General features: G+C 73.2%; 18 protein-coding genes. 15 read left to right on the forward strand and 3 right to left on the reverse strand.

Features of this window, described 5'->3' with window-relative positions:
• The first annotated feature begins 76 nt into the window (after positions 1 to 76).
• The 6 genes from dxr to ABZ898_RS03375 all read left to right on the forward strand — a co-directional run bounded on the left by dxr (position 77) and on the right by ABZ898_RS03375 (position 7,390).
• The gene (gene dxr, locus ABZ898_RS03350; RefSeq protein ID WP_361652203.1) at positions 77 to 1,345 is read left to right on the forward strand and encodes a 1-deoxy-D-xylulose-5-phosphate reductoisomerase; all 1,269 of its coding nucleotides are present in this window, start codon (positions 77 to 79) and stop codon (positions 1,343 to 1,345) included.
• The gene (locus tag ABZ898_RS03355) at positions 1,342 to 2,646 is read left to right on the forward strand and encodes a site-2 protease family protein (protein WP_361652205.1); all 1,305 of its coding nucleotides are present in this window, start codon (positions 1,342 to 1,344) and stop codon (positions 2,644 to 2,646) included. Before dxr ends, ABZ898_RS03355 begins: the two co-directional genes overlap by 4 nt.
• A gap of 169 nt (positions 2,647 to 2,815) precedes the next feature.
• On the forward strand, positions 2,816 to 3,973 hold the full coding sequence (gene ispG, locus ABZ898_RS03360) for a flavodoxin-dependent (E)-4-hydroxy-3-methylbut-2-enyl-diphosphate synthase (RefSeq protein WP_361652207.1): 1,158 nt from the start codon (positions 2,816 to 2,818) through the stop codon (positions 3,971 to 3,973).
• Positions 3,974 to 4,196: 223 nt separating this feature from the next.
• Positions 4,197 to 5,045 (forward strand): GNAT family N-acetyltransferase, encoded by an 849-nt coding sequence (locus ABZ898_RS03365; RefSeq protein ID WP_361652209.1) that lies wholly within the window; start codon positions 4,197 to 4,199, stop codon positions 5,043 to 5,045.
• Positions 5,046 to 5,080: 35 nt separating this feature from the next.
• Positions 5,081 to 5,611 carry a GNAT family N-acetyltransferase gene (locus tag ABZ898_RS03370; protein WP_361652211.1) on the forward strand — a complete coding sequence of 177 codons (531 nt, stop codon included), beginning with the start codon at positions 5,081 to 5,083 and terminating at the stop codon, positions 5,609 to 5,611.
• Between the two features lie 75 nt (positions 5,612 to 5,686).
• Entirely contained in the window at positions 5,687 to 7,390 is a 1,704-nt protein-coding gene (locus tag ABZ898_RS03375) for a proline--tRNA ligase (RefSeq protein WP_361652213.1), read from the forward strand.
• Positions 7,391 to 7,443: 53 nt separating this feature from the next.
• Here ABZ898_RS03375 and ABZ898_RS03380 read toward each other — a convergent pair whose 3' ends face one another.
• From ABZ898_RS03380 to ABZ898_RS03390, 3 genes are all read right to left on the reverse strand, one after another.
• Positions 7,444 to 8,361 carry an aminoglycoside phosphotransferase family protein gene (locus ABZ898_RS03380; RefSeq protein ID WP_361652215.1) on the reverse strand — a complete coding sequence of 306 codons (918 nt, stop codon included), beginning with the start codon at positions 8,359 to 8,361 and terminating at the stop codon, positions 7,444 to 7,446.
• Positions 8,362 to 8,460: 99 nt separating this feature from the next.
• Positions 8,461 to 8,955 (reverse strand): ferritin-like domain-containing protein, encoded by a 495-nt coding sequence (locus ABZ898_RS03385; RefSeq protein ID WP_361652217.1) that lies wholly within the window; start codon positions 8,953 to 8,955, stop codon positions 8,461 to 8,463.
• Positions 8,952 to 9,458: a hypothetical protein gene (locus tag ABZ898_RS03390; protein WP_361652219.1), complete on the reverse strand. Its 507-nt coding sequence runs from the start codon at positions 9,456 to 9,458 to the stop codon at positions 8,952 to 8,954. The genes ABZ898_RS03385 and ABZ898_RS03390 overlap by 4 nt, the downstream gene beginning before the upstream one ends.
• Before the next feature lie 275 nt (positions 9,459 to 9,733).
• Between ABZ898_RS03390 and rimP the strand changes: the two genes are divergently transcribed.
• From rimP to ABZ898_RS03435, 9 genes are all read left to right on the forward strand, one after another.
• On the forward strand, positions 9,734 to 10,243 hold the full coding sequence (gene rimP / locus ABZ898_RS03395) for a ribosome maturation factor RimP (protein ID WP_361652221.1): 510 nt from the start codon (positions 9,734 to 9,736) through the stop codon (positions 10,241 to 10,243).
• Positions 10,244 to 10,245: 2 nt separating this feature from the next.
• Positions 10,246 to 11,232 (forward strand): transcription termination factor NusA, encoded by a 987-nt coding sequence (nusA, locus tag ABZ898_RS03400; protein ID WP_361652223.1) that lies wholly within the window; start codon positions 10,246 to 10,248, stop codon positions 11,230 to 11,232.
• Positions 11,233 to 11,356: 124 nt separating this feature from the next.
• Positions 11,357 to 11,635: a YlxR family protein gene (locus ABZ898_RS03405; RefSeq protein WP_361652225.1), complete on the forward strand. Its 279-nt coding sequence runs from the start codon at positions 11,357 to 11,359 to the stop codon at positions 11,633 to 11,635.
• Positions 11,636 to 11,780: 145 nt separating this feature from the next.
• Entirely contained in the window at positions 11,781 to 14,843 is a 3,063-nt protein-coding gene (gene infB, locus ABZ898_RS03410) for a translation initiation factor IF-2 (RefSeq protein ID WP_361652227.1), read from the forward strand.
• Positions 14,844 to 15,106: 263 nt separating this feature from the next.
• Entirely contained in the window at positions 15,107 to 15,400 is a 294-nt protein-coding gene (locus tag ABZ898_RS03415; RefSeq protein WP_030817206.1) for a DUF503 domain-containing protein, read from the forward strand.
• A gap of 52 nt (positions 15,401 to 15,452) precedes the next feature.
• Positions 15,453 to 15,905, forward strand: a complete 453-nt coding sequence (gene rbfA, locus ABZ898_RS03420; protein ID WP_361652229.1) for a 30S ribosome-binding factor RbfA — start codon at positions 15,453 to 15,455, stop codon at positions 15,903 to 15,905.
• Positions 15,902 to 16,807: a tRNA pseudouridine(55) synthase TruB gene (gene truB, locus ABZ898_RS03425; protein ID WP_361652231.1), complete on the forward strand. Its 906-nt coding sequence runs from the start codon at positions 15,902 to 15,904 to the stop codon at positions 16,805 to 16,807. Before rbfA ends, truB begins: the two co-directional genes overlap by 4 nt.
• Positions 16,808 to 17,053: 246 nt before the next feature.
• Positions 17,054 to 20,461 (forward strand): serine protease, encoded by a 3,408-nt coding sequence (locus ABZ898_RS03430; protein WP_361652233.1) that lies wholly within the window; start codon positions 17,054 to 17,056, stop codon positions 20,459 to 20,461.
• A gap of 124 nt (positions 20,462 to 20,585) precedes the next feature.
• On the forward strand, positions 20,586 to 21,533 hold the full coding sequence (locus ABZ898_RS03435; RefSeq protein WP_361652235.1) for a bifunctional riboflavin kinase/FAD synthetase: 948 nt from the start codon (positions 20,586 to 20,588) through the stop codon (positions 21,531 to 21,533).
• Positions 21,534 to 21,669 lie beyond the last annotated feature (136 nt).

Here is a 21,669-nt window from a genome sequence, read left to right on the forward strand (position 1 = left end):
GCCGGGCTCCCGGCCCCGCCACCCGGGCGGGGGACACGCGGTCCGGAGGGCCCGCGGGTGCGGCCACAATGGAGGGATGACCGACAGCCTCGCCAGCCCCGCCCCGCTCGCCGACCCGCACCTCGTGTACGACCCCGTCGCGGGCGACGGGCCGAAGGACGTGGTGATCCTCGGCTCCACCGGGTCCATCGGCACCCAGGCCATCGACCTGGTGCTGCGCAACCCCGACCGTTTCCGGGTCACCGCCCTCTCCGCGAACGGCGGCCGGGTGGACCTCCTGGCCGAGCAGGCGCGCGAGCTGCGGGTGGCCACCGTCGCGGTCGCCCGCGAGGACGCCGTACCGGCGCTGCGCGAGGCCCTGGCCGGGCGGTACGGCGGCGAGCCGCTCCCGGAGATCCTCGCCGGACCCGACGCCGCCGCCCAGGTCGCCGCCTCCGACTGCCACACCGTCCTGAACGGCATCACCGGCTCCATCGGCCTCGCGCCGACCCTGGCCGCCCTGGAGGCGGGCCGCACCCTCGCGCTCGCCAACAAGGAGTCGCTGATCGTGGGCGGCCCCCTGGTGAAGGAGCTGGCCAAGCCCGGCCAGATCATCCCGGTGGACTCCGAGCACGCGGCCCTCTTCCAGTCCCTGGCCGCCGGGACCCGCGCCGACGTCCGCAAGCTGGTCGTCACCGCCTCGGGCGGCCCCTTCCGCGGCCGCACCAAGGCCGAGCTGGCGCACGTCACCGTCTCCGACGCCCTCGCGCACCCCACCTGGGCGATGGGCCCGGTGATCACGATCAACTCCGCCACCCTGGTCAACAAGGGGCTGGAGGTCATCGAGGCGCACCTGCTCTACGACATTCCCTTCGACCGCATTGAGGTGGTCGTGCATCCCCAGTCGTATGTCCACTCGATGGTCGAGTTCAACGACGGTTCCACGATCGCCCAGGCGACGCCCCCCGACATGCGGGGGCCGATCGCCATCGGACTGGGCTGGCCCGAGCGCGTCCCGGACGCCGCCCCGGCCTTCGACTGGAGCAAGGCGTCCACGTGGGAGTTCTTCCCGCTGGACGACGAGGCTTTCCCCTCGGTGAACCTCGCCCGGCACGTGGGCCGGCTCGCGGGCACCGCCCCGGCGGTGTTCAATGCGGCAAACGAGGAGTGCGTCGAAGCCTTCCTGGGCGGCGCTCTGCCCTTCAACGGGATCATGGAGACCGTCATCCGGGTGGTCGAGGAGCACGGCACCCCGGTCACGGGAACTTCACTCACGGTGTCGGACGTCCTCGAAGCGGAGACCTGGGCCAGGGCCCGGGCCCGCGAACTGACCAACCGGACGGCTACCGCGGAGGCGCGTGCATGACGACCTTGATGTTCATCCTCGGCATAGTGGTCTTCGCGGTCGGCCTGCTCGTCTCGATCGCCTGGCACGAGCTGGGGCACCTGTCGACGGCCAAGCTCTTCGGCATCCGCGTCCCGCAGTACATGGTCGGATTCGGCCCGACCATCTGGTCGCGGCACAAGGGCGAGACCGAGTACGGCATCAAGGCCGTTCCCCTCGGCGGCTACATCCGCATGATCGGCATGTTCCCGCCGGACGACGCCGGCCGGATCTCCGCCCGCTCCACCTCACCGTGGCGCGGCATGATCGAGGACGCCCGTTCGGCGGCGTACGAGGAGCTGAAGCCCGGAGACGAGACGCGCATGTTCTACACGCGCAAGCCGTGGAAGCGCGTCATCGTCATGTTCGCCGGCCCCTTCATGAACCTGATCCTGGCGGTCGGGCTCTTCCTCTCGGTGCTGATGGGCTTCGGCATCCAGCAGGAGACCAACACCGTCTCCTCGGTCTCGGCGTGCGTCATCGCGCAGAACCAGCACCGCGACGACTGCCGCAAGTCCGACCCGGCCTCCCCGGCGGCCGCCGCCGGGATCAGGGGCGGCGACAAGATCGTCTCCTTCGACGGCCGGCCGACCGAGAAGTGGAACACGCTGTCCGACCTCATCCGGAACAGCGCCGGCCGCGACGTCCCGATCGTGGTCGAGCGGGACGGCAAGGAGCTGACCCTCCATGCCACCATCGCCACCAACCAGGTGGCGAAGAAGGACTCCAGCGGCAACTACGTCCAGGGCGAGTACGTCACCGCCGGATTCCTCGGCTTCAGCCCGGCACGCGGCGTCGTCAAGCTCGACTTCGGCGACTCCGTGGTCTGGATGGGCGACCAGGTCGGCAACGCGGTGGCGTCCCTCGTCGACCTGCCAGGCAAGGTCCCGGCCCTGTGGAACGCCGCCTTCGGCGACGGGCCGCGTGAGCCGGACTCCCCGATGGGCATCGTCGGCGCCGCCCGCGTCACCGGCGAGATCGCCACGCTGGACATCCCGGCCTCTCAGCAGGTCGCCATGGCCGTCTTCGTGGTCGCCGGGTTCAACCTCTCGCTGTTCCTGTTCAACATGCTCCCGCTGCTCCCGCTCGACGGCGGGCACATCGCGGGCGCGCTGTGGGAGTCGCTGCGGCGCCAGGTGGCCCGTCTGCTGCGGCGTCCCGACCCCGGCCCGTTCGACGTGGCCAAGCTCATGCCGGTGGCCTACGTGGTGGCCGGGATCTTCGTCTGCTTCACGGTGCTCGTGCTGATCGCGGACGTGGTCAACCCGGTGCGGATCTCCTGACCGCACGACCAGCACGGCGGCCCGGAACACCCTGTTCCGGGCCGCCATCCATTGGGTGGGTTTGCCGGGTGGGATGTGCTGGCGGTCCGTGCCGTGTCGTAATCTCGAAGCCTGGAGCCCGCCGTTCACGGGACCGGATCTTGATCCACGACTTGGGGTTGCACAGCAGATGACTGCGATTTCTCTCGGCATGCCGTCCGTACCGACCAAGATCGCCGAGCGGCGCAGGAGCCGGCAGATCCAGGTCGGCACCGTCGCGGTCGGCGGCGACGCCCCCGTCTCGGTGCAGTCGATGACGACCACGCGCACCTCGGACATCGGGTCGACGTTGCAGCAGATCGCGGAGCTGACGGCGTCGGGGTGTCAGATCGTGCGGGTGGCGTGTCCGACGCAGGACGACGCGGACGCGCTGGCCACGATCGCGCGGAAGTCGCAGATCCCGGTGATCGCGGACATCCACTTCCAGCCGAAGTACGTGTTCGCGGCGATCGAGGCGGGCTGTGCGGCGGTGCGGGTGAACCCGGGCAACATCAAGCAGTTCGACGACAAGGTCCGCGAGATCGCGAAGGCGGCCAAGGAGCACGGCACCCCGATCCGGATCGGCGTGAACGCGGGTTCGCTGGACCGTCGTCTGCTGCAGAAGTACGGCAAGGCGACGCCGGAGGCGCTGGTGGAGTCGGCGCTGTGGGAGGCGTCGCTGTTCGAGGAGCATGATTTCCGGGACATCAAGATCTCGGTGAAGCACAACGACCCGGTCGTGATGATCGAGGCGTACCGGCAGCTCGCCGCGCAGTGCGACTACCCGCTGCACCTGGGTGTGACGGAGGCGGGTCCGGCGTTCCAGGGCACGATCAAGTCCGCGGTGGCGTTCGGTGCGCTGCTCTCCGAGGGCATCGGTGACACCATCCGGGTCTCGCTGTCGGCTCCGCCGGTGGAAGAGGTCAAGGTCGGCAACCAGATCCTGGAGTCGCTGAACCTGAAGCAGCGGGGTCTGGAGATCGTGTCCTGCCCGTCGTGCGGGCGCGCGCAGGTGGATGTGTACAAGCTGGCCGAGGAGGTCACCGCGGGCCTGACCGGCATGGAGGTCCCCCTCCGCGTCGCGGTCATGGGCTGTGTGGTGAACGGTCCCGGTGAGGCCCGTGAGGCCGACCTGGGTGTCGCCTCCGGCAACGGCAAGGGCCAGATCTTCGTGAAGGGCGAGGTCATCAAGACCGTCCCCGAGTCGAAGATCGTGGAGACCCTCATCGAGGAAGCCATGAAGCTCGCAGAGAAGATGGAGGCCGAAGGCATCGCCTCCGGCGAGCCCACGGTGGCCGTAGCCGGCTGACGCGGTCCGAGAAGTGGAGGGGCAGGCCGCAGGCCCGCCCCTCCAGCGCGGGGCTGGGGGCAGGCCGCAGGCCGCCCCCAGGCGCGGGGAACTGCGCGACAAGCCACCCCGCACCCGCACCCGCCGAACGAACACCAGGCACCCCAGCTCAAAGGCGCACCCCCGAAGCAGCGCGGCTATAGTGCGGGGACCGAAGCAGAACCCCCAGGGTGAGGCCCCGCACGTGTTGACCCAGACCACCTCACGGGTGCTCGAACCGAGCGACCTCGACGCAGCGCTCGCCATCCTCGACCGCGAGCCCGTCGCCAACGCCTTCGTGTCCGCCCGTGTCCAGGTCGCCGGCCTCGACCCCTGGCGCCTGGGCGGCGAGATGTGGGGCTGGTACGAGGACGGCATGCTCACGTCCCTGTGCTACGCGGGCGCCAACCTCGTCCCCGTCTGCGCCACCCCCCGTGCCGTCCGCGCCTTCGCCGACCGCGCCCGCCGGGCCGGCCGCCGCTGCTCCTCGATCGTCGGCCCCGTCGAGGCCACCGCCGAGCTGTGGCGCCTGCTGGAACCCCACTGGGGCCCCGCCCGCGAGGTCCGCGCCCGCCAGCCCCTCATGGTCACCGACCGCGTGCCCGCCGACATCACCCCCGACCCCTACGTCCGGCGCATCCGCAAGGACGAGATGGACACGATCATGCCCGCGTGCGTGGCCATGTTCACCGAGGAGGTCGGCGTCTCCCCGATGGCCGGCGACGGCGGACTCCTCTACCAGGCCCGGGTCGCCGAACTCGTCGGCGCCGGCCGCTCCTTCGCCCGCCTCGACCAGGACGGCAACGTCGTCTTCAAGGCCGAGATCGGCGCCGCCACCTCGCACGCCTGCCAGATCCAGGGCGTGTGGGTCGCCCCCGAGTACCGCGGCAAGGGCCTCGCCGCCCCCGGCATGGCCGCCGTGCTGCGCTACGCCCTCGCCGACGTCGCCCCCGTGGCCAGCCTCTACGTCAACGACTTCAACACCGCCGCCCGCCGGACCTACCAGAGGGCCGGTTTCCAGGAGGTCGGCGCCCTCATGAGCATCCTCTTCTGATCCGGCCCCGCCGGGCGCCCCTGTACGCTCCCGGCATGGACCTCGTGATCGGCACCCTGGACCTCGCAGCCCACGTCGACGAGGCCCTCGCCGTCCAGGCCCTCGCCTTCGGTCTCGGCCCCGACGAGATCGCCGTACGCCGGCAGATCGTCCAGCGCCACATGCTCATGCCCGGCGCCCGCGCCCTCGGCGCCACCAGCCGGGGCGCGCTGATCGGGTTCGTCTACGGCATGCCCAACTCCCGCGCCCACTGGTGGTCCACCGTCGTGGAGCCCTACCTGCGCGCCCTGGGCAACGACGGCTGGCTCGACGACTCCTTCGTCATCACCGAGCTGCACGTCCACCCCGGCCACCAGAACCGGGGCATCGGCCGCCGCCTGATCACCCGCATCACCGACAGCGCCGCCCAGCCCCGCTCCATCCTCTCCGCGATCGACACCGACAGCCCCGCCCGCGGCCTCTACCACGCCCTCGGCTACACCGACCTGGCCCGCCAGGTCCACTTCCCGAGCGCCCCCAAGCCGTACGCCGTGATGGGCGCCCCCCTCCCGCTGCGCCGCCCGTAACCGATTTCCACCCGCGCGGGCGGCCCGGCTAACCTCCTAGCCATCACCTACATTTCCGGCAGGAGTACGAGAAAAATGGCGAACGTACCGGTCCAGCGCATGTCCAAGTTGTTGGCGAAGACGCTGCGCGACGACCCGGCGGACGCCGAGGTCCTCAGCCACAAGCTCCTCGTCCGCGCCGGTTACGTCCGCCGCACCGCTGCCGGCATCTGGTCCTGGCTGCCGCTGGGCACCAAGGTCCTCGCCAACGTCGAGCGGATCGTGCGCGAGGAGATGGACGCCATCGGCGCCCAGGAGGTCGTCCTCCCCGTCCTGCTGCCGCGCGAACCCTACGAGGCCACCGGCCGCTGGGACGAGTACGGCGCCGAGCTGTTCCGCCTCCAGGACCGCAAGGGCGGCGACTACCTCCTCGGCCCCACCCACGAGGAGATCTTCACCCTGCTGGTGAAGGACCAGACGTCCTCCTACAAGGACCTGCCGGTCATCCTGTACCAGATCCAGTCCAAGTTCCGGGACGAGGCGCGCCCCCGCGCGGGCATCCTGCGCGGCCGCGAGTTCCTGATGAAGGACTCGTACTCCTTCGACACCGAGGACGAGGGCCTGGCCTCCTCCTACGCCCTGCACCGCGCCGCCTACCAGCGGATCTACGAGCGCCTCGGCCTCGACTACCGCATCGTCGCCGCCACCGCCGGCGCCATGGGCGGCTCGCAGTCCGAGGAGTTCCTCGCCCCCGCCGAGGCCGGCGAGGACACCTTCGCCGACTGCCCCAGCTGCGACTTCGCCGCCAACACCGAGGCCGTGCGCTACGAGCCGGCCCCGGTCGACGGCTCGGCCGTGCCCGCGCTGGAGGAGATCCCCACCCCGGACACCCCGACCATCGAGACCCTCGCCGCCTCCCTCGGCGTCCCCGCCTCCGCCACCCTGAAGAACCTGCTGGTCAAGGTGGACGGCGAGATCGTCGCCGTGGGCGTGCCCGGGGACCGCGAGGTCGACATGGGCAAGGTCGAGGAGCACTTCGCCCCGGCCGCCGTCGAGCTGGTCACCGCCGAGGACTTCGTCGGCCGCCCCGACCTGGTGCGCGGCTACGTCGGCCCGCAGGGCCTGGGCGAGAAGGTGAAGTACATCGCCGACCCCCGCGTCGCCCCCGGCACCGGCTGGATCACCGGCGCCAACAAGGAGCACACGCACGCCAAGAACGTCGTCGCGGGCCGTGACTTCGAGGTCGACGCGTACGTCGACGTCGTGGTGGTCCAGGAGGGCGACCCCTGCCCCGAGTGCGGCGCCGGGCTGAAGCTGGACCGGGCCATCGAGATCGGCCACATCTTCCAGCTCGGCCGCAAGTACGCCGACGCCCTCAAGCTCGACGTGCTCGGCCAGAACGGCAAGCCCGTCCGCGTCACCATGGGCTCCTACGGCATCGGCGTCTCCCGCGCCGTCGCCGCCCTCGCCGAGCAGACCGCCGACGAGCACGGCCTGTGCTGGCCCAAGGAGGTCGCCCCGGCCGACGTGCACGTGGTCGCCGCGGGCAAGGCGCTCCAGACCGAGCTGGCCCTCGACGTCGCCGACAAGCTCGCCGCCGCGGGCGTCCGCGTCCTGGTCGACGACCGGGCCGGGGTCTCGCCGGGCGTGAAGTTCACCGACGCCGAGCTGATCGGCGTGCCGCAGATCCTGGTCGCCGGACGCCGCAGCGCCGACGGCGTGCTGGAGCTGAAGGACCGCAAGACCGGTGAGCGCGAGGAGCTGACGGTCGAGGAGGCCATCGCCCGCCTCACCGCCTGAGCGGACACATGAGAAGGCCCGGCCGCGTCACGCGGCCGGGCCTTCCCGCGTCCTCACAGCCAGGTGGCGAACTCCAGCAGCAGGTCGGCGTCCTGCTCCCGGCCCACCCGGCGGGCGCGCACCCCGGACTCCACGGCCCTGAACAGCGTCCAGCCGCGCAGCCGCTCCTGGTCCACCTCCAGCGACTCCGCGAGCCGCTTGATCCGGCGCCGGGTCACCGAGGCGCCCGACGGCACCGCGATCAGGTCCTCGACCCGGTCGCGCACCAGCCGCGCCAGGTCGAACGCGCACTCACCGACCACCGGGTCCGGGCCCACCGCGAGCCATGGCAGCCGCTCCCCGCCGAGCACCTTGCTCTGCCGGAACGTGCCGTGCAGCAGCCGGTGGTCCGGCGCCCCGGCCAGCAGCTCCTCGCGCACCGCGAGCGCCGCGTCCACCAGGGGTGCGGCCTCGGGGTCCGTCAGGGCGCTCGCGGCCATCGCCTCGGCCTGCCTGCCGGTGCGCTCCGCCACCGTCTCGAACCGGTGCGCGCCCTCCCCGGCCGGCGGCTCCACCCACAGGCGGCGCAGCGTCCCGGCCGCCTCCAGCAGCGCCTTCGCCTCCGGCAGCGAGCGCACCGAGACGTCCGGGTGCAGCCGCTCCAGCAGCAGCGCGCCCTCCGCGACGTCCCCGGACCCGCCGTCCAGCACCTGTACGGCACCCAGCCCGGCCCAGTGCGCCAGGGCCGCCCGCTCGCTCTCCGGCCGGGCCCGCGCGGGCGCCAGCTTCAGCACGGCGGGGCTGCCGTCCGCGCGCCGCACCAGCAGCACCAGGCTGCTGCGGCCGCCCGGCACCTGCACCCGGTCCACGGTCAACTCGCGCTGCGCGACTGCCCGTTCAGCCGCCTCGGGCAGCTTCGTGAGCCAGTCGTCACCGGGCGGAGCGGTCTCCCGGCTCGCCCGGACCAGTCGCCGAGGCGGTTCGAAAGCCATGCGCGAGTCGTTCCCCTTCTCCTGCGTCCACGGGGCCCCTCCACGACGAGAGGCCCCAGGAAGGCTACGCCCTCCCGCTCACCGCCCGCCGCGTCCCGCTCAGGCGGTGGGCGTCGCCGAGGGGGCGGAGTCCGCTGCTCCCGCGCGGCCCGTCGTGTCGTCGGCGCGCTCCGCCAGGCCCGGGAACGCCGGGGCCTTCCCGCTCCAGCGGGTCGCGCGCACCGCCGCCTCGCGCAGTGCGGCGGTGGCCGCCGTACGCCGGGAGCCGGTGGAGGCGCGGACCAGGTCGGCGTAGACCCCGGAGAGACGTTCCTCCAGCTCGGCGGCGAGGCGCAGCGCGGCGGGGGAGTCGGCCACCGAGAAGGGCAGCGCGTACGCGGGACTCGCCGCCACCGGCTCGCCGCCCAGGTCGCGGACCGAGCGGGCCAGGGTGTCGCGGGCCGCCCGGTGGGCGTCGTACGCGGACCGCGCCTCGCCCTGCCGGGGCGCGCCGATCCGGCCGCCGACCACGCCGTAGCCGTACACCGCCGCGTGCTCCGCCGCCAACGCCGTCTGCAGAGCCGCCAGTTCGGCCTTCTTGTCCTGCTCGCTCACTTGGCCGCCTCCGTCAGCAGATACGCGTGCGCGGCCCCGGCCGCCGACACCGACGCCAGCAGCCGTGCCAGATCGCCCGGCACCTCCAGGAGCGCACCCGCCCGCCGGTCCGCCACGGTCCGCTCGGCGGACGCCAGCGAGGCCAGCGCGTCCTTCCGGTCGGCGGGCGCCGTGGGGGCCGGGGCGGTCGGTTTCTTCGTGCGCGTGCCGGACTCGTCCTTGCCGCCGAAGGCGTCCCGGTGCGCGGCCACCGCCGCCCGCAGCGGGGCCAGCCGGTCCGCGAGCGCCGGGTGCGCGTCGAGCACCGCGTCGTAGCGCGTCAGCAGATCGGCGCTGTCGCGCGCCGCACGCGCGCGTGCGCGGGTGGCCGCCGACACCGCGCGTTCGGCGGGGCTCGGGCCGGACGCGCAGCCCGTCAGCAGGGCGCCGGCACCGGTGAGGGCGGCGAGCAGGGTTCTTCTGCGCGGCCCCGAACGGGCGCGCGGCGGTGGGGAGTACGGCACGGCAGACGTCCTCGGGGGGCTCGTACGGCAAGACGCGGGGAGGGCACCGGAAGGCGGGGCCCGGCGAACGGGCGGCACGCCCGTGATCACCGTACCCGCGCCCCGTGCCCGCACCACTCACCGGCACCGCCCCACGCCCCGACGGCCACCGGACGGACGCCCCGGGCGGTGGCGCCCGGCGCCGGGTGGACGGCAACACCCATCGCGACCGGATACCCTTTGATCAGACACGCGACCCATCCCACAACAGCACACGCGGCCGAGGAGTCACCCGGATGAGCACCACCCAGAGCGAGAGGCTGCGAGAGCTGCTCGAACCGCTCGTCACCTCCCAGGGGCTGGATCTCGAGGAGATCGCCCTCGACTCCGTAGGACGCAAGCGGGTGCTGCGCGTGGTCGTCGACTCCGACACCGGAGCGGACCTGGACCGGATCGCCGATGTGAGCCGCGCGCTCTCGGCGAAGCTCGACGAGACCGACGCGATGGGAGACCAGGCCTACGACCTGGAGGTCGGCACCCCCGGCGCCGAGCGCCTGCTCACCGAACCCCGCCACTACCGGCGTGCCCTGGACCGGCTGGCCAGGTTCCAGCTCGCCGACGGCGGGGACGTGACCGCGCGCATCGTGGGCGTGGACGACGAGGGTGTGGACCTGGAGGTTCCCGGCGTGAAGGGCCGCAAGGCCACCAGCCGCCGGCTCGCCTTCCCGGAGATCGCCAAGGCGCGGGTGCAGGTCGAGTTCAACCGCAAGGACAAGAAGGACATGAAGGAAGAGGAGGAGGCGTAGCCGTGGACATCGACATGAGCGCCCTGCGGGGCTTGGTCAGGGAGAAGGAGATCTCCTTCGACCTGCTGGTCGAGGCGATCGAGTCGGCCCTCCTCATCGCGTACCACCGCACCGAGGGAAGCCGTCGCCACGCCCGCGTGGAGCTGAACCGGCAGACCGGTCACGTGACCGTGTGGGCGAAGGAGGACCCCGAGGACCTGGAGGAGGGGCAGGAGCGCCGCGAGTTCGACGACACCCCCTCCGGGTTCGGCCGGATCGCCGCCACCACCGCCAAGCAGGTCATCCTGCAGCGGCTGCGGGACGCGGAGGACGACGCCACGCTCGGCGAGTACGCCGGGCGCGAGGGCGACATCGTCACCGGCGTGGTCCAGCAGGGCCGCGACCCGAAGAACGTGCTGGTCGACATCGGCAAGCTGGAGGCCATCCTGCCGGTGCAGGAGCAGGTGCCCGGCGAGACCTACCAGCACGGCATGCGGCTGCGTTCCTACGTGGTCCGCGTCGCCAAGGGTGTGCGCGGTCCCTCGGTCACGCTCTCCCGCACCCACCCCAGCCTGGTGAAGAAGCTCTTCGCCCTGGAGGTGCCGGAGATCGCGGACGGCTCGGTGGAGATCGCCGCCATCGCCCGCGAGGCCGGTCACCGCACCAAGATCGCCGTGCGGTCCACCCGTTCGGGCCTGAACGCCAAGGGTGCCTGCATCGGCCCGATGGGCGGCCGGGTGCGCAACGTGATGGGCGAACTCAACGGCGAGAAGATCGACATCGTCGACTGGTCGGACGACCCGGCCGAGATGGTGGCGAACGCCCTGTCACCCGCCCGGGTGAGCAAGGTCGAGGTCGTCGACCTCGCCGCCCGCTCCGCCCGGGTCACCGTGCCGGACTACCAGCTGTCGCTGGCGATCGGCAAGGAGGGGCAGAACGCCCGCCTGGCCGCCCGCCTCACCGGCTGGCGCATCGACATCCGGCCGGACACCGAGCAGGTCACCGACTAGATCCCGTCGTGATCACGGTCGGGATCGAGACAGATCCCGACCGGATCGTGACCGTTCACCACACTGCAACTGTTCGACCTCTGCCCCAAAGGGGTGAGGTCGGTACGGGGAGGTAGACTTAATCGTGTCTGGCCGGACGCCAACCCGCGCATGCCCTGAACGCACCTGTGTGGGGTGTCGGAAGCGAGCGGCCAAGAACGATCTACTGCGGATCGTGATGATCGAGGACGCCTGCGTCCCCGATCCTCGCGGTACGCTGCCCGGCCGGGGTGCTTATGTACACCCGGCACCGGTCTGTCTGGACCAGGCGGTTCGCCGCCGGGCGTTCGCGCGGGCACTGCGCGCCCCGCAAGCGCTCGACACAAACGCGTTGCGCCGATACGTCGAGCAGGCAACACCGTAAGAAGTGCCGCCCGGAACACCGTGGCGGCCTGGTACCTCGCGAGTCGAAAGCAGGTCGAGATTGCGATGAGCACTCGATGAGTACGCGATGAGTACGCCCATGAACTAGCGACGGTCCGGCTTCACCCGGACCTCAAAGGAGCGAAGTGGCTAAGGTCCGGGTATACGAACTCGCCAAGGAGTTCGGTGTAGAGAGCAAGGTCGTCATGGCCAAGCTCCAGGAACTCGGTGAATTCGTCCGTTCGGCGTCTTCGACGATCGAAGCGCCTGTCGTACGCAAGCTGACCGATGCCTTCCAGGGCGGCGGCAAGCCCGCCCCGCGCAAGGCGACCCCCAAGCCCGGCGCGCCCTCCCCGGCGCAGTCGGCCCGTCCGGCTGCCCCGAAGCCGGGCGCCCCCAAGCCCGCCGCGCAGCAGCCCGCTGCCCCGGCGGCTCCCTCGGCTCCCGCGCCGGCCGCCTCCGGCCCGCGTCCGGTGCCGGGTCCCAAGCCCGCGCCGCGCCCGGCCCCGGCCGCCCCGGAGTTCACCGCTCCGCCGGCCGCCCAGGCTCCGCAGGCCCCCGCCGCGCAGCAGGGTCCCGCCACGCAGGCCCCGCGTCCCGGTGGTGCCCGTCCCGGTGCCCCCAAGCCCGGTGGCGCCCGTCCGGCCGCTCCCGGCCAGGGTGGCCAGGGCCAGTCGGGCCGTCCCGGCCAGGGCGCCCCGCGCCCCGGTGGCCAGGGCCAGCGTCCCGGCGCCCGTCCGGCCGGTCCCCGTCCGGGCAACAACCCCTTCACGTCCGGTGGCTCCACCGGCATGGCGCGCCCGCAGGCGCCCCGTCCGCAGGGCGGCCCCCGTCCGGCCGGCGGTCCCGGTGCCCCCGGCGCCGGTCCCCGTCCGCAGGGTCCGGGCGCTCAGGGCGGCGGTCCGCGTCCGCAGGCTCCGGGCCGTCCCGGTCCGTCGCCCGCCGGCATGCCCCGCCCGCAGGGCGGCCCGCGTCCCGGCCCGGCCGGTCCGCGTCCCAACCCCGGCATGATGCCGCAGCGTCCCGCCGCGGGCCCGCGTCCCGGCGGCGGTGGCCCCGGTGGCCGCGGTCCCGGTGCCGGCGGTCGTCCCGGTGGCGGCGGCGGTCGTCCGGGCGGCGGCGGCTTCGCCGGTCGTCCGGGTGGCGGTGGCGGCGGTGGCTTCGCCGGCCGTCCCGGTGGTCCCGGTGGCGGTGGCGGCGGCTTCGCCGGCCGTCCCGGCGGTGGCGGCGGTGGCCGTCCCGGCTTCGGTGGTCGTCCCGGTGGTCCGGGTGGCCGTGGTGGCACGCAGGGCGCCTTCGGCCGTCCCGGCGGTCCCGCGCGTCGCGGTCGCAAGTCGAAGCGGCAGAGGCGCCAGGAGTACGAGGCCATGCAGGCCCCGTCGGTCGGCGGCGTGATGCTGCCTCGCGGCAACGGACAGACCGTCCGCCTGTCGCGCGGTGCGTCCCTCACCGACTTCGCGGAGAAGATCAACGCCAACCCGGCGTCGCTCGTCGCCGTGATGATGAACCTCGGCGAGATGGTCACCGCCACGCAGTCCGTCTCCGACGAGACGCTGCAGCTCCTGGCCGGCGAGATGAACTACATCATCGAGATCGTCAGCCCGGAGGAGGAGGACCGCGAGCTGCTCGAGTCCTTCGACATCGAGTTCGGCGAGGACGAGGGCGGCGAGGAATACCTCATGCCGCGTCCGCCGGTCGTGACCGTCATGGGTCACGTCGACCACGGTAAGACCCGACTGCTCGACACCATCCGCAAGACGAACGTCGTCGCGGGCGAGGCCGGCGGTATCACGCAGCACATCGGTGCGTACCAGGTCACGACCGAGGTCAACGACGAAGAGCGCAAGATCACCTTCATCGACACCCCGGGTCACGAGGCGTTCACCGCCATGCGTGCCCGTGGTGCGAAGTCGACCGACATCGCGATCCTGGTCGTCGCGGCCAACGACGGTGTCATGCCGCAGACGGTCGAGGCGCTCAACCACGCCAAGGCCGCCGAGGTCCCGATCGTGGTCGCGGTCAACAAGATCGACGTCGAGGGTGCCGACCCGACCAAGGTGCGCGGTCAGCTCACCGAGTACGGTCTGGTGGCCGAGGAGTACGGCGGCGACACCATGTTCGTCGACATCTCCGCCAAGCAGGGCCTCAACATCGAGAGCCTGCTGGAGGCCGTGGTCCTGACCGCGGACGCCTCGCTCGACCTGCGGGCCAACCCGGAGCAGGACGCGCAGGGCATCGCGATCGAGTCCCACCTCGACCGCGGCCGCGGTGCCGTCGCGACCGTCCTGGTCCAGCGAGGCACCCTGCGGGTCGGCGACACCATGGTGGTCGGCGACGCGTACGGCCGTGTCCGCGCGATGCTCGACGACAAGGGCGAGAACGTGGAAGAGGCGGGTCCCTCGACCCCGGTCCTCGTCCTCGGTCTCACCAACGTCCCGGGCGCCGGCGACAACTTCCTGGTCGTCGACGAGGACCGTACGGCCCGTCAGATCGCGGAGAAGCGGGCGGCGCGCGAGCGCAACGCCAACTTCGCCCGTCGCGGCGTCCGGTTCTCGCTGGAGAACCTGGACGAGGCCCTCAAGGCCGGTCTGGTGCAGGAACTCAACCTCATCATCAAGGGCGACGCGTCCGGTTCGGTGGAGGCTCTCGAGTCCTCGCTGCTCCAGCTCGACGTCGGCGAAGAGGTCGACATCCGCGTCCTGCACCGCGGTGTGGGTGCGGTCACCGAGTCCGACATCAACCTGGCGACCGGCTCCGACGCCATCGTCATCGGCTTCAACGTCCGCGCAGCGGGCCGCGCGGCGCAGATGGCGGAGCGCGAGGGCGTCGACGTCCGGTACTACTCGGTGATCTACCAGGCCATCGAGGAGATCGAGGCGGCCCTCAAGGGCATGCTCAAGCCGGAGTACGAGGAGGTCGAGCTCGGCACGGCGGAGATCCGCGAGGTCTTCAAGTCGTCCAAGCTGGGCAACATCGCCGGTGTCCTGGTCCGCTCGGGCGAGGTCAAGCGCAACACCAAGGCGCGCCTCCTCCGCGACGGCAAGGTCATCGCCGAGAACCTCAACATCTCCGGACTGCGTCGCTTCAAGGACGACGTCACCGAGATCCGCGAAGGCTTCGAGGGTGGTATCAACCTCGGAAACTTCAACGACATCAAGGTCGACGACGTCATCGCGACGTACGAGATGCGCGAGAAGCCGCGCGCGTAACGCTGCGCTGTGCGTCGGCCGATGGGTCCTGTACCTGTCGGCCGACGTGCCGTCCCTGGGGGCTCCGCCCCCAGACCCCCGGCCTATGCCCACCCACCACCCGAAACTGTTGGCTATTGAGCCGACCGAGACGGGTGGGTGGCAAACGGGGGTCTGGGGGGCGGAGCCCCCAGGTTGCGGCGGAAACCCTGTCGAGCACGCAGCTCGTACGGGGTACGGTGCTTAGACCACCGATCCCGGGCCGGCGGGTTAACCGGTTTCACATGTACGTGGGGACTCTGTCCTTCGACCTCCTCCTCGGCGACGTCCACTCGCTGAAGGAGAAGCGCTCCGTCGTCCGCCCGATCGTCGCCGAACTCCAGCGGAAGTACTCCGTGAGCGCGGCCGAGGTGGATCACATGGACCTGCACCGGCGAGCGCTCATCGGCCTCGCCACGGTGTCCGGCGACGCGGCGCACCTCACCGACGTACTCGACCAGTGCGAACGGCTGGTCGCCGCCCGCCCCGAAGTGGAGCTGCTGTCCGTACGACGGCGCTTCCACGGCGACGACGACTGACCGAAGAAGCGCGAAGAAACGCGAAGCAGAAGAAAGAACGGGAGACGGACCAGTGGCCGACAACGCTCGGGCGAAAAGGCTGGCGGACCTCATCCGCGAGGTGGTGGCCCAGAAGCTGCAGCGGGGGATCAAGGACCCGCGGCTCGGCTCGCACGTCACCATCACGGACACGCGTGTCACGGGTGACCTGCGGGAGGCGACCGTCTTCTACACGGTCTACGGCGACGACGAGGAGCGGGCGGCCGTCGCCGCGGGCCTGGAGAGCGCCAAGGGCATCCTGCGCTCCGAGGTCGGCCGCGCGGCCGGGGTGAAGTTCACGCCGACGCTGACCTTCGTCGCGGACGCCCTGCCGGACACGGCCCGCAACATCGAGGACCTCCTCGACCGGGCCCGGCAGTCCGACGCCCAGGTGCGCGAGGCGTCCTCGGGCGCCGCGTACGCCGGTGGCGCGGACCCGTACCGCAAGCCGGAGTCCGACGACGAGACGGACGACAGCACCGAATGACAGCCAAGCCCACCCCGCCCGACGGCCTTGTCATCGTCGACAAGCCGTCGGGCTTCACGTCGCACGACGTGGTCGCCAAGATGCGCGGGATCGCCCGGACCCGCCGCGTCGGCCACGCCGGCACCCTCGACCCCATGGCCACCGGTGTCCTCGTCCTCGGTCTGGAGCGCGCCACCAAGCTCCTCGGGCACCTCGCCCTGACCGAGAAGGAGTACCTGGGCACCATCCGGCTCGGCCAGAACACCCTCACCGACGACGCCGAGGGGGAGATCAGCTCCTCCACCGACGCCTCCCGGGTGCCCCGCGAGGCCATCGACGCCGGTGTGGCGAAGCTCAGCGGCGACATCATGCAGGTGCCGTCCAAGGTCAGCGCCATCAAGATCGACGGCGTGCGCTCCTACAAGCGCGCCCGTGAGGGCGAGGACTTCGAGATCCCGGCCCGCCCCGTGACCGTCTCCTCCTTCGCGGTGTACGACGTCCGCGACGCCGTCGCCGAGGACGGCACCCCCGTGCTCGACCTGGTCGTCTCGGTGGTGTGCTCCTCCGGCACCTACATCCGCGCCCTCGCCCGCGACCTGGGCGCCGACCTGGGCGTCGGCGGCCACCTCACGGCGCTGCGCCGGACGCGGGTCGGCCCGTACAAGCTGGACTCGGCCCGCACCCTGGACCAGCTCCAGGAGGAGCTGACCGTGATGCCGGTCGCCGAGGCCGCCTCCGCCGCGTTCCCCCGCTGGGACGTGGATACGCGGCGCGGGAAGCTGCTGCTCAACGGCGTCCGGCTGGAGATGCCCGAGGTGTACGCGGGCGCCGGTCCCATCGCGGTGTTCGACCCCGAGGGCCGGTTCCTCGCGCTCGTCGAGGAGCAGAAGGGCAAGGCCAAGAGCCTCGCCGTCTTCGGCTGAGCGGGACCCTGCCCGTGGAGCGGCGGTCACGGGGTACGTGTCACACCCGCCGCTCCACGGTCCCCCCTCGGTTCCCCCACCCAAGACGTCTATCCACTCCGCACGGCCTATTCACCCGTCCGGACGGGCGCTCGGAGTGAACCGGGGGAGCGGAAGGGGGCGCTTTCTCCCCGCGCCCTGTTCCGGTGATCATCACGTGCCTACCGTCGAGGTGGAAGCGGGTGCACGGCTGGGGAGGGCGGGACGATGGCGGGAGCAGTGCCGCGAGCGGGCAGCGGTGACGGGACGGCCGCCCCGGCACCCGGCCGCCCCGGGGACCGCCCGGACGCCCTGGTGCGCATCCGCGACCTCTTCGGGCGCCTGCGCGGCATCGGCTTCCTCACCGACCACCAGGGCACCCTGCTCACCAGCCACGACGCCGTCGAGGGCCTGTCCCGGCTGGTGCTGTGCGCCGCCGGCGACCGCACGCGCGTGGTCGACGCCGACGCCGTCGTCCCCCTGCCCCGGCACGGACTCGCGCTCGTGCACGCCGGGAGCCTGGGCGTCGCCCCGCTGCCGCTGACCGTCCGCGACCGCATCGAGGCGGGCACCTACGTACGCCTTGCCGCAGGAGGCTGGCGCGAGGCGAGGGTGCTCACCGCCGCCCGCGCGGCCTACCCCGCCGACGGCAGCGGCCGCGTCCTTGACGACGCGCTGGAACTCGCGCTCGGCACCGCCGCCCGCGACGCCCTGCGGCCCGGCGGCGGCACGACCGGCGGCCCGGTGCTCGACGCCCGCACCGGCGCCGTCCTCGGCGTCCTCGGCGCCACCCTGCGCTCCCCCGACCGGGACTCCGGCTTCGCCGTCCCCGTCCGCCCCTGTGCGCCGGACGCCGCGCTCGCCGCCCTGCTCGCCCGCAACGAGTCCACCGTCCCGGCCTACGGCACCGACCTCAACCTCGCCGGAGTCCTCCAGCTCTGCGCCGCCTCCGTCAGCCGGGACGGCCCGCCCGGAACCCTCACCGGGCTCGACTCCGTCATCGAACGGGAAGCGATCGCAGGTGAGTTGGCCGACTTCGCCGAGGGGCCGCACCCCGTGCTCGCGCTCACCGGTGACCCCGGCAGCGGCCGTACGACCGAGCTGGCGGCGCTCGCCGCCCGGCGCCGCCGCGGCGACACCCCGGCCCCCACGCTGTGGCTGCGCGGCGCCGACCTGAAGGGCACCGACGACTCCGTGGCCGACGCCGTCCGCCGCGCACTGGAGCGCGCCGCGCCCGTCGCCGCCGCCTCCGGACCGGGGCGCCCCGCCGACCTCGCCGACCTCGACCCCGACCGGCTCGCCGCCCTCGCCGCGCGCCTGGGCCGTCCGCTGCTGCTCTGCCTCGACGCCCCCGAGGAGATGCCGCCCGCCCTCCTGCCCGAGTGGGCCGGGGCGAGCACCGACTGGCTGCGCGCCACCGGCGCCCGGCTGGTGCTGGCCTGCCGGGACGAGTTCTGGGAGAGCGCCGCCGAGTCGTTCCCCGCACGCCTCCGCCTGACCGGCCTCACCCGCCAGGAGGCCCGCGCCGCCCGCGCCCGGCACGGCATCCCCGACGGAGCCCTCACCGGCGCCGACGCCCGGCACCCGCTCGCCCTGCGCCTGCTGGCCGAGGTCAGGGCAGCGCTCCCCGCCGACGCCCCCCTGCGCCCGCTGGACCGGCACGACGTCCTCGCCGCCCGCCTCGACCTGACGTGCCTGCGCGTCGCCGAGCGCCTCGCCGCCGCCGACGGCCTCGGCGACAGGGCCGTACGCCGCCTCGCCACCAGGGTCGCCGGGCAGGTCCACGAGGCCGCCCGGCGCGCCCTGGGGCACGGACACGGCGTGCTGGACCGGGAGACCTTCGAGGCCCTCTTCCCGCAGGGACCCGCCCCGGCGAGGCTCGCCCACGGCACCGGATGGGCCTCCGCCGTGCTCGCCGAAGGGCTGCTGGTCCGCTCCGGGAGCGGCTACCGCTTCGCCCACGAGGAGTTCGCCGACTGGCTCCAGGGCACCCATCTCGACCTGGACGAGGCACTGCGGGTCCTGGTCCACCACCCCCGCGCCGAGCCGCCGCCCGGCACACCGCCCGTGCCGCACCACCGGATCGGCCCCGTCGTACAGGCGCTGCTGCTCCTCGGCCGCCGTGCACCCCGCCGGCTCGCCTTCCGGCTGCGGGAACTGGCCGACGCCCTCGATCTCGACCCGGCGTCCTGGTGGGCCGCCCGGCTGCTGCGCCGGACCCTGCTGAGCGTGCCCGACGCCCAGCCGTACCGCGAGGAGCTGCGCCTGCTGGCCGACCGCGTCGTGGCCTGGCGGCGCGCGGGCCGGGCCGTGCCCGACGATCTCGGTCCCGGCTTCTGGACCGCGCTCGCCCTGCCCGACGCCGAGCGGTTCGGCCTGCTGCGACAGCTGGTGCTCGCCGACCCGGCCGCACCCGCGGGCGCGGGGGAGCGGTACCTCGACGCCGCCGCCCGGCTCCTGGCCGCCGACCCGGCCGCGGGCCAGCCGCACCTCACCCGCTGGTTCGACGACGAGCGCCCGCTGCCCGCCACCCCGCACGCCACCGTGGCCACCGCCGCCCAGGCCCTGCTGCACACCCACCGGCACGGCGCCCTCGACGACCTCACCGAGGCCCTGATCGACAGCGGCGGCCGCAAAGCCGTCGAACTGCTCGCCGTGCTCGCCGAGGACGAACCCTCCGCCGCCTGCCGCGCCGTCGACCGCTGGGCCCGCGACGACGACCCCGACCACCGGGCCACCGCCCTGGTCCTCGCCCGGCGCACCGCCCCGCACACGGGCACCCCCGCCGACCGCGCCCTGCTGCGCCGCGCCGCCCAGGCCCTGCTGGCCCGCCCCGCCGACCGCGCCCTGCACGGCGGCGCCCTGGCCCTGCTCGCCGTCGACCCGGTCAGCCGCGACCAGCACCTCGCGCGGGCCCTGCGCCACTTCAGGGCCGGTGACCGGGGGCTGCCGCCCGCCGCCCTGCTGCCGGCCCTGGCCACCCACCCCGACACCGTCCTGGACGCCTTCCGTGCCCGGCTGCGCGGCGGACCCGACACCGCCGCCGCCCTGCGCGCGCTCGCCCACGTCAGCGACCCGGCACACGCCCGCCGTATCGCCGTCCTCGTCCGGGAGACGGCCGCGCCCCGCCCGGAGAACGCGCCCGGCGTCGCCGCGTACGTCGACCGCCGCCTCGCCCACGGCCCCACCGCCCGCACCGACCTGCTGCCCCTGCTCACCGGGCTGCTCGGCAAGGGCTTCGAAGCGGTGCGCGCCGCCCTGGCAGCCGTCCTCGTCGCCCCCGGCACCGAGGCCACGACCCCGCTGCGCCGCGAACTGCTCGACCTGCTGCTCGCCCATGAACGGGACCCGGCCGTCCTGACCGCGGTGCTGCGCGCGGCGGCCGCCCTGCCCGGCGACGGCGCGGGCCCGGCGGCGGGGGAGGCCCGCGGGCTCGTCCACCGCACCGCCCGCCTCCTCGGCCGCACCCCCCAGGGCGGCGACCGCGTCCTGGCCGGTCTCGTCCGGGAGCTGCCCGGCTTCGCCGCGCGGCTCACCCGCTGGCTCACCGAGGCCCAGGAGGACTGGGCGGAGGTCGCGGGCCCCGGCACCCGGAGCGCCATCGAGAACCTCGCCGGGACGCCCGTACCCGCGTGAGCAGGGGTTTCGGGCGTGCGCCCGGTCACAGGAGCCGTACCGATGCGAGCCCCTGTGACCGGGCATGGCACCCTTAGACCTGCACAGGAGTCAGACACGGACACGGGTTCGAGGAGCGGTCACAGTGCAGCGCTGGCGTGGCTTGGAGGACATCCCTCAGGACTGGGGGCGCAGTGTCGTCACCATCGGGTCCTACGACGGTGTCCACCGCGGCCACCAGTTGATCATCGAGCACGCCGTCGACCGCGCCCGGAAGCTGGGCGTCCCGGCCGTCGTGGTCACCTTCGACCCGCACCCCAGCGAGGTGGTACGGCCCGGCAGCCATCCCCCGCTGCTCGCCGCGCACCCGCGCCGCTGCGAACTGATGGCGGACCTCGGCGTCGACGCGGTGCTCGTCCTGCCGTTCACCCCCGAGTTCTCGCAGCTCTCCCCGGCCGAGTTCGTCGTCAAGGTCCTGGTCGACAAGCTGCACGCCAAGGCGGTCGTGGAGGGCCCGAACTTCCGCTTCGGGCACCGCGCGGCCGGCACCGTGGACTTCCTCGCCGAGCAGGGCCGGGTCTACGACTTCGAGGTGGAGATCGTCGACCTGTACGTCACCGGCGAGGCGGGCGGCGGCAAGCCGTTCTCCTCCACGCTGACCCGCACCCTGATCGCCGAGGGCGACGTCGCCGGCGCCCGCGAGATCCTCGGGCGCCCGCACCGGGTGGAGGGCGTGGTCGTCCGGGGCGCCCAGCGCGGCCGCGAACTCGGCTTCCCCACGGCCAACGTGGAGACCCTGCCGCACACCGCGATCCCCGCCGACGGCGTCTACGCCGGGTACCTGTACGCGCAGGGTGAGACGATGCCCGCCGCGATCTCGGTCGGCACCAACCCGCAGTTCGACGGCACCGAGCGCACGGTGGAGGCGTACGCCATCGACCGCGTCGGCCTCGACCTGTACGGGCTGCACGTCGCCGTCGAGTTCCTCGCCTACGTGCGCGGCCAGGCGAAGTTCGACTCGCTGGAGGGCCTGCTGGAGCAGATGGCCGCGGACGTGGAGCGGTGCCGGGAGATCGTGGCCGCGGACGCGTAGTCCCCTCCGGACATGCGAAGGGCGGCCGGTGCGTGGAGCACCGGGCGCCCGACGGCCACTACCGGGAGGGCTGCGGGGGGTGCTTCGGGGGGGGCGCCAGCGGGGGCCCCCCGGTGGGCGGGTGCAGACGCGGGAC

The organism is Streptomyces sp. NPDC046860, assembly GCF_040645115.1.
GTDB lineage: Bacteria > Actinomycetota > Actinomycetes > Streptomycetales > Streptomycetaceae > Streptomyces.